This is a genomic window from Pedobacter sp. ISL-64 (assembly GCF_018613605.1).
Lineage (GTDB): Bacteria > Bacteroidota > Bacteroidia > Sphingobacteriales > Sphingobacteriaceae > Pedobacter.
The window spans coordinates 161,668-176,243 of the sequence record NZ_JAGGPU010000010.1; the positions used below are offsets into that span (position 1 = coordinate 161,668).

General features: G+C 36.9%; 6 protein-coding genes. All 6 read left to right on the forward strand.

The window, feature by feature from the left end:
- The first annotated feature begins 55 nt into the window (after window positions 1-55).
- The 6 genes from J7E57_RS14885 (at window position 56) to J7E57_RS14910 (ending at window position 13,918) form a co-directional block, all read left to right on the forward strand.
- A complete protein-coding gene (locus J7E57_RS14885) occupies window positions 56-2,545 on the forward strand; it encodes a M14 family metallopeptidase (protein WP_215165384.1) in 2,490 nt (829 codons plus the stop codon).
- 396 nt (window positions 2,546-2,941) lie between these two features.
- Window positions 2,942-6,112 carry a SusC/RagA family TonB-linked outer membrane protein gene (locus J7E57_RS14890; protein WP_215165386.1) on the forward strand — a complete coding sequence of 1,057 codons (3,171 nt, stop codon included), beginning with the start codon at window positions 2,942-2,944 and terminating at the stop codon, window positions 6,110-6,112.
- An 11-nt stretch (window positions 6,113-6,123) separates the two neighbouring features.
- Window positions 6,124-7,614 carry a SusD/RagB family nutrient-binding outer membrane lipoprotein gene (locus J7E57_RS14895; protein WP_215165388.1) on the forward strand — a complete coding sequence of 497 codons (1,491 nt, stop codon included), beginning with the start codon at window positions 6,124-6,126 and terminating at the stop codon, window positions 7,612-7,614.
- Between the two features lie 69 nt (window positions 7,615-7,683).
- Complete coding sequence (locus J7E57_RS14900) at window positions 7,684-8,370, forward strand: hypothetical protein (RefSeq protein ID WP_215165390.1); 687 nt, start codon at window positions 7,684-7,686, stop codon at window positions 8,368-8,370.
- 827 nt (window positions 8,371-9,197) lie between these two features.
- A complete protein-coding gene (locus tag J7E57_RS14905) occupies window positions 9,198-12,371 on the forward strand; it encodes a SusC/RagA family TonB-linked outer membrane protein (RefSeq protein WP_215165392.1) in 3,174 nt (1,057 codons plus the stop codon).
- A 26-nt stretch (window positions 12,372-12,397) separates the two neighbouring features.
- The gene (locus J7E57_RS14910) at window positions 12,398-13,918 is read left to right on the forward strand and encodes a RagB/SusD family nutrient uptake outer membrane protein (RefSeq protein ID WP_215165394.1); all 1,521 of its coding nucleotides are present in this window, start codon (window positions 12,398-12,400) and stop codon (window positions 13,916-13,918) included.
- The last annotated feature ends 658 nt before the right edge of the window (window positions 13,919-14,576 follow it).

Sequence of the window (14,576 nt, forward strand, 5' to 3'; positions counted from 1 at the left end):
TGGGGGTTCAAATCATTTTTATTTTATGTATTATTGGTTAAACAATTATTTTTTCATGAGATACGTTCTGTTCTGCCTTGCTTTATTCACTAATCTAAACGTTTATAGCCAAATACAAAGTCCTGATGATTTTTTGGGCTACCAGTTAGGTTCGCACTTTACTCCACACCATAAAGTAGCCGATTATTTTAGGCAAACCGCTGCGGCTTCTGCTAAAAACATGAAACTGATAGAATACGGTAAAACCAATGAAGGCAGACCCTTAATGGTGGCAGTTGTTTCTTCACCAGAAAACATAAGCAAACTCGAACAGATTAGGAACAACAATTTAGTTTTAGCAACGGGCACCACTAATAGTGTAGATTTAACAAACCAGCCTGCTTTACTTTGGTTAAGTTATAATGTACATGGTAATGAGGCAAACTCAACTGAAACTTCAATGAAGATGCTTTATACCTTAGTTTCGGGTAATAATAAACCTGCAACAGAATGGTTAAAAAATACAGTTGTAGTGATTGACCCTTGTTTAAACCCCGATGGAAGAGACCGTTATGTGAATTATTTTAATAGTGTAGTGGGGAAAACCCCCAATTCCGATCCATTATCAAGAGAACACATAGAGCCATGGCCAGGTGGTAGGCCAAATCATTATTATTTCGATTTAAACCGCGATTGGGCCTGGCAAACACAGGTTGAAAGCGTGCAAAGGTTAGCGTTGTATAACCAATGGATGCCTCAGGTGCATGTCGATTTTCATGAGCAAAGCTATAATGAACCTTACTATTTTGCACCGGCGGCAGAACCGGTTCATCAGGACATTACGCCTTGGCAAAAAAGTTTCCAGGTGGTAGTCGGTAAAAATAATGCCAAATATTTTGATGCAGAAGGATGGCAATACTTCACCAAGGAACGGTTTGATTTGCTATACCCATCTTATGGCGATACTTATCCTTTATATAATGGATCAATTGGTATGACCTATGAGCAGGGAGGAATCAGGGCCGGGTTATCTGTAGTAACTAATGATGGCGATACGTTAACCCTAAAAGACCGTATAGCACACCACTTTACAACAGGGATGTCGACCCTTGAAATAACCTCTTTAAACCATAATAAATTATTAGAGGAGTATAAAAAATATTTCCAGCAAGAATTGGCCAGTAGTCCTGGCATTTATAAAAGCTATATCATCAAAGCGACTAATTTGTCACGCTTAAAAAAACTGGCTGAACTGCTAACTAAAAATAAAATCGAATTTGCTTTTGGTGGTGATAAAACGGGAAGAGGTTATGACTATGATACCCAAAAGGAAGAAAATTTTAGCATCACCCGTAACGATTTAATTGTTAATATTCAGCAGCCAAGGGCAGTTTTGGCTAACGTTTTATTAGAGCCCCAAACCCTCGTAACGGATTCTAATACTTATGATATTACAGCCTGGGCCCTACCTTATGTGTACGGATTAAAGGGCTATGCCAGCAAAGAAAGCATAAAAGGAAAATTCTCAGTGATTGAAGAGCCAAAGATAATCAGTAATGAACTTGAGAAGCCCCTAGCCTGGTTGTTTAGTTGGGGAACAAGCGAAGATGTTCAGGTTTTAACGGCACTACAAAAAGAAAACATAAAAGTTAGGCAGGCCGATCAGCCCTTTTCTGTAAATGGTAAAGACTATCCTGCCGGAACCCTAATTGTGTTGAGGGCAGAAAACGAAAGACTGATCAAAGGGATGAAAGATAAGGTTGCATCGATCGCCAAAAACTTGAACAGACCAATTCAGGCAATTAGCAGTGGTTTTGTAGAAAAGGGGAAAGATTTTGGCTCTAACGTTTATCCATTGTTAAAACAGCCTAAAATTGCCATTGTATCTGGTATGGAGGTTTCTTCTCTTGCGTTTGGCGAAGCTTGGTTTTTTCTTGAACATGATCTAAATCTTTCACCAAGTATTATTAATGCCAAGGATCTGAATAACCTGGATATTAATAAGGTAAACACCTTGATTTTACCAGATGGAAGTTACAGTGCTTTTATAGGCGATGGTTTAACCGCGTGGCTGAATAAAGGAGGAAGATTGATTTTGATGGAAGATGCCATCGAAAGTGTATTCGAGAAAAAGGGATTTGATATTAAAAAGAAGGAGGCCGTTGTAAAAAAAGATGAAAAGCCAGAGGCAAACAAACTTCTTTTCAAGGATAAGGACAGAGATGATTTCGAAACTACCATACCAGGTGCCATTTATCGGATCAATCTCGATGCTAGTCACCCGTTTTCCTATGGTTTGGGTAAAACTTACTACAGTTTAAAAACAGACCGTAAGATTTATGAGCCTTTTGTTAAAGGTTGGAATGTGGGTTTAATTAACGAAAAAAGTTTAATTGCCGGTGTAGTGGGTAAAAAGGCAAGGGAAGAGCTTAAAACTGGGCTTTTAATCGGTGTACAAGATTTCGGCCGTGGCAAGGTAATTTATTTGGCTAATGACCCGCTGTTTAGAAACTTCTGGGAGGGTGGAAAAACCTTATTCGGGAATATAATTTTTTGTGGGTATTAGGCGCGATTTCTACTTTTTTTTAATACGCACAGATTTATCTTTCTGAATAGATTTTTGCACATGTATGTAAAATACTTTACATGAACTATATACAATCATTTTTTGGGCTTAAGAAAGAAAATCTCAAGCTTATTTCGTCAAATTAAACATACTTTCGGTTCAAGACTTGAATTTTTTTCTTTAAAAAGAGCATTTTTTTTAAGAATTTCACTCAGAATCTGTTGCTTATGTCATTTAATTCAGATAAGAAACAAAATTTATTTTTTTGTAAAATGCTTAAAATCAATTTATTAGATATGTAATGCGGCGATTTGTTAAAATTTGTTAAAAAAAATTTTCGATCCTGACTTTCATAACCTAAATTAGGCGAATCATTAACTAACCTATTTTTAAATTATGAAAAAACTTCTACAAAGTTTGTTCATTCTTATGTGCGTTGCTGTAACGGCAATTGCTCAGGAAAGAACAATCACTGGTACGGTTACCGCTGCGGATGACAAATTACCAATTCCCGGTGTAAGCGTAAAAATTTCAGGTGCCTCAGGAGGTACCGTTACAGGTGCAGACGGTAAATACTCTTTAAGAGTCTCAGGTTCTGCAACAGCATTAGTCTTTAGTTCAATAGGATTTGCTACACAAACCAAAACCATTGGTTCCTCTACAACAATAAACGTTGTTTTACTTTCTGATGCCACTTCATTATCTGAAGTTGTTGTAACTGCATTAGGTGAAAAAAGGGAAGCTAGAGCTTTAGGTTATGCTGCCACTGAAATAAAGGGTGAAAAACTTACAATTGCAAAAAACACTGACATCAGTACTGCGTTAGCGGGTAAGGTTGCTGGTGTTCAGTTAAATGGATCACCAAGTTCATCATTCGATAATGCTTCAGTTATTGTTCGTGGAATTAATGGTTTTACGGTAGGATCTCCATTATTTGTTGTGGATGGAACACCTGCTGATCAGGCCAACGTCAATATGGATAATATTGAAAGCATTACCGTGCTTAAAGGTGCGGCTGCTACAGCATTGTACGGCCAACGTGCCTATAATGGCGTTGTAATTGTAACCAGTAAAAAAGGTAGTAGAAAAGCAGGAACCTCGATCGAAATTAATTCTGGGCTTGCAATCGAGAAAACTTCTTTATTGCCTGATTATCAGAATGAGTATGCTGGTGGATATACCGGACAGTTCGAAAAATTTGTTTATAATCCAGCTATTCACCCAGCTTCTTGGGCGGCTTTTAATGGACAAAATATGTTGGATTATGGAGCCGATGCAAGTTTTGGACCAAAAATCGACGGCACAACCCTTTATCGTCCTTATTACAGCTGGTACCCTGGTGAAGAATTTGGTAAACTGGTTCCTTTAACTGCTCAGCCAGATAATATCAAAGATTATTTAAAAACAGGCGGATCTTATAATAATAGTATTGCATTCACAACAGGCGGAGAAGGTTATAATTTACGTGTTGGGTATACTAATCAAACTCGATCTCTTGTCCAAGAGAATGCTAATCGATCAATGAATATTTTAAATGTTAATGGGTCATATGATATTAGTAAAAGATTTACAGTATCCACTGATTTTCAATTTGCTAAAGAGAATAGAATCGGACAGCCTTATGAAACTTACCGCAACGATGGTTTAAATGTGGTTCAAGGATTTAACCAGTGGTTTCAACGTCAACTAGACATGAATTACCTAAGAGATCATCAAGTTTTGGCCGACGGTACTGTGACTTCATGGAATATTGGAAATCCAAATGGTACAGGAGATCTTGACGCAATTACAACTCCTCAATACTGGGATAACCCTTTCTGGGTTGTAAATAACAACTATAGAACGCAAAGAAATAATCGTTTAGTTGGTAATTTAGGCTTAAAATATGATTTGGGTAGTGGTTTAGCTATTGCAGGTTTTTTAAGAGGTAATATTAATAACGAATCTGGTGACGAACGTATGGCAACAGGCGGGTTACAACAAGATTATTTCAAAACAAGAAACTGGACTGACACTGAGTTTAACTATGAGTTAAACTTAACTTATAATAAAACTTTCGGCGATTTCACTTTAAATGCTTTGGCAGCTGGTAACATCCGTCATGAAAAAAGAGAGAGAATTGACATGGCTACTGCAGGCGGTTTAAGCTTCCCTAACTATTTTAACATCGCCGCATCTTTAGCTCGCCCAACAGTAACTAACGACTATTATGAAAAAGAAGTTAGAAGTATTTTCGGAAAAGCATCGTTGGCCTATAAAAACTTTCTTTATTTAGATGTTACAGCTAGAAATGACTGGTCATCTGTATTCGCTCCAGATTTGAATTCGTATTTCTATCCATCTGTTTCAACTTCGTTTGTATTCTCTGAGTTTTTCCCAGAGGGTATTAAAAAGGCTATATCGTTTGGTAAATTAAGATTGGCTTATGCTCAAGTAGGTTCTGATGTAGATCCTTATAGAGTAAATCTTCAATACAACACTGCTCCTGCCTATGAGACTAATCCTTCATTAGCGATTGGTAACGAATTTAGAAATGGAAGATTAATTCCGGCTAAAACCAATTCGTTTGAGGTTGGTACTGAGTTGAAATTCTTGAAAAACAGAATCGGATTAGATTTTGCTTATTACATCAACAAAAACAAAAACCAAATCTTAGGCGTAACCTTAAATGGTGCAACTGGTTATACAAGTAACTTAATCAATGCAGGTGATTTAACAAATAAAGGTTTCGAGTTTAGCTTAACTGGTACGCCGGTTCAGTCAAAAAATGTGAGCTGGGATTTGACAGTAAACTTTAGTAAATCTAAAACTATCGTGAACAAAATCACAGATAAACAAACTAATGTAATCTATCAAACAAGTACATTCTTCGGTAATACCTTAAATTTACGTGAAGGCGAAGAATGGGGTTATATATTAGGCCGTACCTGGAACCGCGATGCTAATGGTAATGTAATCATTGCTGCAAGTGGTTTGCCTACCTCAACAACGAATCAATTTATTGGTTATGCCCGTCCAAAATTCAATGGAGGTGCTTACAGTTCATTAAGGGTATTTGATTTCGATTTAGGATTTTCAATAGATTTCCAGAAAGGTGGCTTGTTTAACTCTACTACTCGTGCATTTAATATGGGTAGTGGTTTATCTCAAGAAACGGTTGGTGTAAATGATAAAGGTATCGACTGGAGATTGCCTGTTGCCCAAGGTGGTGGTTATAAATTTGCTGGAGTTCTGGCAAACGGCCAACCAAATACAAGATATGTAGATGCCAGTACCGCATTTTACAATGGTATGCAAACCGGATCAGGTGAACTTTTTATGATCAGCGCTTCTTACCTGAAATTAAGGGAAGTTAGATTGGGTTATAATTTACCAAGTAAAATTTTGGTGAAAACAGGTTTCCTTAAATCAGCTAACTTAGGTTTGGTTGTAGGTAATGCATGGTTAATATCTGCTCCTGGAAAAAAATATGGTGTTGACCCATCGGAAATTGAAAATTTCTGGCAGGAAGGCGGACAGTTACCGTCATCTCGTACATTTGGTCTTAATTTAAGAGTTGGGCTTTAATTTATAAGGATATGAAAAATATTAAAAAATATATATTTATGACGCTTGGGGTTAGTATTTTAGCTTCAGGGTGTAATAAATTTCGTGAGTTCGGCGATACGAATGTCGATCAAACAAGGGTAGCAAAAGCAGCAACGAAAGCATTGTTAACTTACGCAATACAAAAAAGTCAGGTTAATGGAGCTACTAATGCTAACCCTACCACAATTTTGTCTTCAACAGGGGCGATTTTTGGGCAGCACATTTCTGAAGGCCCATATTTAACCGTGTCTCCTTTTAATGATGCAGGAAGTACATTGAACCCAAGCTACTATTCTTTCTATTCTGAGGTTCTTAAAAACTTAAACCAAGTAATTACGTTTGCAAAGGCAGGGGCGCCAGAAGCAGATGCTGCTGCAAATGGTTCTATAAATAACCAAATAGCTGTAGCCCGTATCATGAAAGCTTATGTGTTTTGGAAAGTAACTGATAGATGGGGCGATGTGCCTTATGCTGAGGCCTTAAATAGTGAAAACATTACCCCTAAATTTTCGAAACAGGAAGATATTTATAAAGATCTTTTTAAAGAACTGAAAGAAGCGGTTGCCCAGATAGATGGTGGTGCTGGACCTACAGGTGATATTCTGTTTGGTGGCGATATGACTTCATGGAAGAAATTTGCAGCTACCCAAAGATTGTTAATGGCATTAAGATTATCAAAAGTTTATCCGAATGCAGGTGAGCTAGCAGCAACTGAGTTTGCTTCTGCTGTAGCAGCTACCCCACTTGCGGCGGGTGAGACATTAACTTATAAGTTTTTAAGCGGTGATCCAAATAACTATAATCCATGGTATAATAATTATAGCATTTCTAATCGTAATGATTTTGCAATCAGTAAAACTTTAGTTGACATTATGAAGAATAATGGCACAGGTACTGATCCAAGATTGCCAATTTACGGTGAAGTTTTAGCGGGAAATCAAGTTATTGGGTTACAGTTTGGTACGCAAGTACAGACAAACATTCCTAATTCTTATAGCCGTATCGGAACTACCTTAAGAGGTGCGGGCTCGCCAGCATATATTTTTACTGGAGCACAAGTTCAGTTTGCTTTAGCAGAAGCAGCTAAGAGAGGTTGGATAGCTGGTAGTGATGTAGCTGCCGCAACATATTATAATGCGGGTATAGATGCATCATTGGCTCAGTACGGTGTTGCGAACCCAACATTTAAAACAGCTACAGGTATTGTTTATAACCCTGCAACAGCTTTACAGCAAATTGGTACGCAAAGATGGATTGCGCTGTATTTGGATGGATGGGAAGCCTGGACAGAATTTAGAAGAACAGGTTTTCCTGCGTTGGTTCCAGGGCCGAACTCGCAAAATGGAACAGTTATTCCTAGACGTGTTGGATATCCTACAGCAGATCAAACCACAAATAGAGATAATTATAATGCGGCCCTAGCTCAACAAGGCTGGACAAGTAACAGTATTAACAACAGAATGTGGTGGGATAAGCCATAATCGAATTATAAACATTAAATTTAAAGGAGCTTTATTAATAAAGCTCCTTTTTTATTAAACCATATATTTATGAAAAGATTTATTAAAGCGCTGATTTTTATAACCTTCTTATCAATCAGTATTGTAGATGCTCAAGAGTTTTTTAGATTAAAAGAGTCAATCGGAATGCCACTTAGGTCCAGAAGCTATGTTGACCTCAAGGGATCGCCATATTTTGTAAATACTTGGAGTAAAGGAATAATTAAACAATCAAACGGACAAAGCATTAAGGATATCGATCTGAAATATGACCAGCTCCAGGATGAATTGATATTTAAAGATGCTAAGGGGCAGGAGCTTGGTTTTGCCGTTCCTGTAACCGAATTTAAAATTGATTATGTGGTTAATGGCTTAGCAAAATCATCGTTATTCAGAAACGGATTCGAGCCTTTTAGGGGCTCTACTGAATTAAGTTATTATGAAGTCTTATACAATGGACAATTAAAATTAGCTAAAAAGAATGCTAAAAGGGTAGAAGAATATAGAGAATATAACTCAGCAACAACTACAAAATCAATTATTGAAAGAACCAAATATTACTATTATACCGCAAATAAGCTATTTGAATTTAATGCGGATAATAAATCAATTATGGCGGCTTTTGGTGAAAGTGCCACCCCTTTACTTGAATATATTAAAGAAAATAAATTGAATTTAAAGAAAGAAGAAGATCTGATTAAAGTGTTTAGTTTTTATTCAACCCAATTACATCAATAAGGCACTACAATCCAAAATGAATAATTTTGTGCTGTTCTTAAGGTTATAAAAGCCAATTAATTTATTGCTGCCCAAGTTTCGCGTATAAAAGAAAGTTTAAAAAAACTTCTATTCCATCATATAGCCCCTCTCCTTCATGCCGGGCTATTCTTATGAGCAAATTTAAGAAGGGCATGTTTTAAAACAGATTGATTGGAACAAATCCAACTATAATGATGCTGGTTGGTTGAAGTCATGACTCTTTAAGCACTTCGGTTATGATGAGATAAACCTAATAGCCAAGGCGATATCATTTTTGAAGATAGGTATTTCCTCTACTCTTTTTCTCTTTGTAGTCCACCATAGCTATCCTTTATTGTCTGCCTACATAGTCTCAGTTAATTTTACTGATTAACCATGCTTATAGAATAATTACAATAGGTATCATAAACCAGTCCGCATTAAGTAATTTAATCCGATCCAATAGCTATTCCAGCATCAGTACAATTACAACCGCATTAGTGCTTTCAATAGTGTTTGTAACAATAGAGGAACAATCGTTTAGTAAGTGGCTGATTTTTGGCACAGTTTTTTTATACTCACACAGCGCGGTTTATGACCTCTAAACATTATTTTTCACTTATCTGGGGTTAAAATATGACCGTAGGCGCCCACAAAATTCTACCTTTTGTGGAAAAACTCCCCAAATCCGCCTTTTTAATCAGACAGGATCATTGTCAAAATAGCGTCATTATGAGGGTTGGTTTTGTTAAAATTTGTTAAACTATTAACAAACACCAGTATATTTAGGAATTCAAATAACTATTTCAATAACTAACTTAAATTTCATGAAAAAACTTTTACAAAGTTTGTTCCTATTGATGTTTGTTGCTTTTAATGCATTGGCACAAGAACGAACAATTACTGGAACAGTAACATCTGCTGAGGATAATATTCCCCTACCAGGTGTAAGTGTTAGAGCCATCGGTTCGCAGGCAGTAGCAGTAACGGGCGCTGACGGAAAATACTCTCTAAGAGTCGGTTCTGCAGTCACAGCAATCCAATTTTCATACATTGGATTTACAAGCAAAACAGTCAATGTTCCTTCATCCAACACCCTGAACGTAGGATTAGCTTCTGATTCGAAGAGTCTTGCTGATGTTGTGGTGGTGGCTTATGGTACGCAGAAAAAAGAATCTATTACAGGTTCGGTTTCTAGTATTAGCGCAAAAGATTTGGAAAAAAGAACTGTAACTAATATTACAGCCTCATTACAAGGTGCAGCCCCAGGCATTTCGGTATTAGCTTCTAATGGGCAGCCAGGTAATAATTCAGCTATTCGTATTCGTGGTTTTGGCTCATACTCATCGTCAAATAGCCCGCTTATCGTTTTAGATGGTGCGGTGTATGATGGTAGTGTCGGCGATATTAATCAAAATGATGTTGAGAGTATTTCTGTTTTAAAGGATGCATCATCATCAGCTTTGTACGGTTCAAGAGGAGCTAACGGCGTAATTATAGTTACTACTAAAAAAGGAAAAGGTGCAGAGCCATCAATCAATGTTAATTTTAATCAAGGATGGTCTACCCGTGGAATTCCTGAGTATGAGCGTTTAGATGCTGCTCAATACTATCCAGCGGTTTGGCAAGCGATTAAGAATAACTTAATGTTTTCAGCTTCTCCAGCGCTAACAGATGCTGCTGCGGCAACAAAAGCGTCGGCAGATGTGTTTACAAACTTAGTTTATAACCCATTCAATGTTCCTGGAGGTCAAGTTGTAGGTACTGATGGTAAACTTAATCCCAATGCATCTTTATTATATAACGATTTTAACTGGTATGCACCTTTAGAGCGCACAGGAAAAAGAACAGATGCAAATGTTAGCACAGGAGGAAGAAGCGATAAAACAGATTACTTCGTGTCATTAGGCTATTTAAAGGATAGTGGCTTCATTCTGAAATCAGACTTCGAACGTTTTAACGCACGTGTGAATGTAAATACTAAACTTAGATCATGGTTAAAAACAGGTTTGAATTTATCAGGTGCAATGTCTGATGCAAATACTGCAAGTGATGCTTCTACAGGAAACGGTTCAAGTTTTGTCAATCCGTTTTCATTTGCAAGAGGAATTGGCCCAATTTATCCAGTACATGCCTTTAATGCAGCTGGAGAGCCAATAGCTAATACTTTAACAGGTGAACAATGGTATGACTATGGTATTCATCCAGGAGCTGTGAACCGCCCGGCAGGAGCTTCACCGGGTCGAAACGTTGTTTATGAAACTATGCTTAATGATAATGCTTATAGAAGAAGCCAGTTAAGTGCAAGAAGTTATATTGAGGTGAGGTTCTTGAAAGATTTTACTTTTACACCAACAATTAGCATGGATTTGAGAAACAATAATGTTGATCAGTTCCAAAATCCAATCGTTGGTGATGGTGCAGGCTCGAACGGTTACAAGTTCCAAAGTAATGCCGTTACTAAATCATATACGTTTAACCAAATCTTAAATTATAACAAAACGATTGGAAAACACACGATTTCAGTACTAGCAGGCCACGAAAACTATTATTTTAAATATAGAATATTCCAGGCTGAGAGAACAAATATGGTTGCTCGTGGTAACACAGAGTTTGCAAATTTTGTTACATCAACTAGTTCATATGGTAGAGAGGATAACGACCGTATTGAGTCTTATTTATCTAAAGCTAGCTACAATTATGATGATAAATATTTCATTGATGCGTCGTTAAGACGCGATGGTTCTTCAAGATTTTCTGCAGAACAAAGATGGGGAACATTTTTCTCAGCAGGAGCTACTTGGGCCATTAAAAAAGAAAACTTCTTAAAAGATGTAAGCTGGTTAGATGATTTAAGACTAAAAGTTTCATACGGTCAAGTGGGTAATAATGCCTTGCTTGATGGTAGTGGAAATAACAGGTATTACGGAGATAGAGCCTTTTTTGATCTAGGTTCGAATAGTAATACTGAAGGTGGTGTTTTATTGGCATCTATTGCTACACCTGATTTAACCTGGGAAAAACAAAACACGCTAAATACAGGAATTTCATTTGCGTTTTTTGGGAGAAGATTATATGGTGAATTAGAATACTACAACAAACAAGTAGATGATTTAATTTTCAGTGTTCCGCAGCCATTATCTGCAGCGGTTACCAGTGTTTATCGTAACATTGGTGCCATGTATAACAGAGGTGTTGAGCTTCAGCTGGGCGGCGACATTATTCGCGAACAGAATTTTACCTGGGGGTTAATTACCAACTGGAGTATTTTTAAGAACAAGATTACTAAGCTTCCTCCAGAAACCCCAACAATTATCAGTGGAACTAAAAAACGAGAGGTAGGGCATGGAATCTATGATTACTGGTTAAGACAATACGCCGGTGTTGATCCAAATGATGGCGCCGCATTGTATGTACCTGCTGATGGAACTCTTGCTGCCAACATTCGTACGGTGAATGGTGTACAATACGTAACCAATCAATCATTTGCAAAATTTGATTATTCAGGTTCGGCAATTCCAGATTTGATGGGCTCGTTTGTAAATACATTCAGTTACAAAGACCTATCGTTATCATTTATGGTAAATTACCAGGTTGGTGGCAAAGCTTATGATTCTGTTTATCAAGGCTTAATGAGTACAGGTTCTTATGGCGGTGCATTACATCAAGATATCTTAAATTCTTGGACTCCAGCAAATAATACTTCCAATACACCAAGAGCTGATTTTGGAGCTACTGCAAATACTAACGCAACATCCAACAGGTGGTTAATTGATGCTTCTTATTGGAGCTTACGTAATATTAACTTATCGTATAATTTGCCTAAAGCTTGGTTAAACAAAATTAAGGTGCCTAGTGCCCGTATTTTTGCAACAGGCGAAAACTTATACCTTCATTCAAAAAGAAAAGGATTAAATCCTTCTGAATCTTTTGACGGTGTAAATGGTAATACCTATCCTCAAAGCAGAAACTTTAGTTTGGGTATTAATTTAACCTTATAATCTTAAAAAATAGCGTAGAAAGAGATATGAAAAAGCTTTTAATATTAACCAGCTTAGTGGTAGCTTTAATCGCTCCCGGCTGTAAAAAGGAATACCTTGAAACCAAGCCAACCGATCAGATTGCTTTGGAAGAGGTGTTCACTTCAACAACAAATGCAAATGCTGTAGTCAGTGGTATTTATGCTTATATGAATACCAGAACTACAACCACCACCTCAAACGCACAAGGTAAACCAGGTGTTGGTGGTATCCTGTTGGGTATTGATTTTATGGGAGAGGATTTGCATCAGGCAGCAGCTACATGGTTCACTTCAACTGGTGAGGGCAACTATGTGTCGCCACGAACTGATACGCATCCGAGTAACCTATACTATTACCGTACCTTTTACCGTATGATTAACAACGCTAACTATGTGCTTGATAACATAGATTTACCAAGCGTAACAGGATTAGAGTCGGAAAAAATTAGATTGAAAGCAGAAGCTTTAACTATTAGAGCCTATGCATATTCGTATTTAGTGCAATTTTACGGAACAAGATATAATGCTGCAGCAAAACCGAATGTTCAATTGGGCGTTCCATTGGTATTAACCACAGCCGACATTATAAAGCCGCGTGCTACGGTAGAAGATGTCTACACTCAGATAGTAGCTGATTTGGATAAGGCAATTGCTTTAAATTCTACCACTAAGACAAACAAAACACATGCTGATGTTTGGGTGGCAAGAGGTTTAAGGGCAAGAGTTGCTTTAACCATGCAAGATTATCCGAACGCAATTAAATTTGCAAAAGATGTGATTGATGGTGGTAAATATCCATTAATGAGCCAATCAGATTATGTAAGTGGTTTTAATAATAATGCGTTATCTGAATTCATGTGGTGTGCAATGCCTACTACTGAGCAAGGAGATACATTTGGATCCTTTTATGGTCAAATTGCTTATAACGCAAATACCACTTACATGCGTGGTACACCAAAAATGATTAATTCAAATTTATACAATCAAATACCTGTTAATGATGTAAGAAGAAAATTATGGGAACCAGCTCCTACAGCGGCTAACTTTCCACTTCCTACAGCAGCATTTACACGTCGTGCATATATGAGCAGAAAGTTTTCTGTAAAAACGGTTGGCGACCCTTCTTTAGGAGATACACCTTGGATGAGAAGTGCAGAAATGCATTTGATTTTAGCAGAAGCATATGCACGTAGCGGTCAGGATCTACTTGCGCAAACTGCATTGTTTGATTTGGTTAAAGTAAGAGATCTAACCGCAGTTAAAACGGTTAAAATCGGAACTGCGTTGATTGATGAAATCATGATTAATCGCAGAGTAGAACTTTGGGGTGAAGGTTTCAGATATTTGGACCTAAAACGTTTAAATTTACCTTTAGATAGAACTGCTGCAAATGTTCCTAACTATGTAGGTACATCAGTAGCAAATCTTTTAACTATTCCTGCGGGCGATGTTAAATTTTTGTTCTTAATTCCTCGTGATGAGTTGAATGCAAATCCCCTCATTCCACAGAGCGCTCAAAACCCATAAATCAAAATCTTAAGATTCTTGAGGGCTGTCTAGATAGGCAGCCCTTTTTTTATGGACATTCACTATACCTTATGTTTTTGTCAATAGGGTGATATTTTTCGTCTGTTTTATTTCACTAAAAATAAGCTTTGTGTATGCAATATGGTGTATAAAATAACTTTTCGTTAGTGTTTTTTTTGCTTTTTGATGATTCAGATAGCTTTTTTGTTTGTTTTGCTATTGTTTTATCGATATTCTAAAATTAGTTTTGTTTTTGTAAGATTAGTAGTCTTTTTTCTTTGCTTTATTCTTGATTTGTATCTTTTTTCTATTTATTGTTTGTGTTATAGAGTTTTAAATGTTATTTTGGATTAATTATTAACCAAACTAAATTAAATTTCATGAAAAAACCCTTGCAAGATCCGTTTTTGTTGCTATTTTTTGCGTCATTTGCAATGATCCAGAGCCATACGGACACAAAAGTACCCCCTGCTTTAAATGATGACTCACTTTTTACTCTAAAAGTTTAATGCGAGAAAATTCTAACCACCACAATAATTGTCAATCAGAATAAAAAGCAGCCTTATTAAATCAGATAAGTAAGGTGGCTTTAATGCATTATTCTAATTTAACATTAAGATAAAATAGGGAATCTATTTTTGGATTTTATCGATTCATA

Excerpts from the sequence above, each read along its gene's own strand:
- J7E57_RS14885 (WP_215165384.1), top strand. The coding sequence starts at position 56 with ATGAGATACGTTCTGTTCTGCCTTGCTTTATTCACTAATCTAAACGTT.
- J7E57_RS14890 (WP_215165386.1), top strand. The coding sequence starts at position 2,942 with ATGAAAAAACTTCTACAAAGTTTGTTCATTCTTATGTGCGTTGCTGTA.
- J7E57_RS14895 (WP_215165388.1), top strand. The coding sequence starts at position 6,124 with ATGAAAAATATTAAAAAATATATATTTATGACGCTTGGGGTTAGTATT.
- J7E57_RS14900 (WP_215165390.1), top strand. The coding sequence starts at position 7,684 with ATGAAAAGATTTATTAAAGCGCTGATTTTTATAACCTTCTTATCAATC.
- J7E57_RS14905 (WP_215165392.1), top strand. The coding sequence starts at position 9,198 with ATGAAAAAACTTTTACAAAGTTTGTTCCTATTGATGTTTGTTGCTTTT.
- J7E57_RS14910 (WP_215165394.1), top strand. The coding sequence starts at position 12,398 with ATGAAAAAGCTTTTAATATTAACCAGCTTAGTGGTAGCTTTAATCGCT.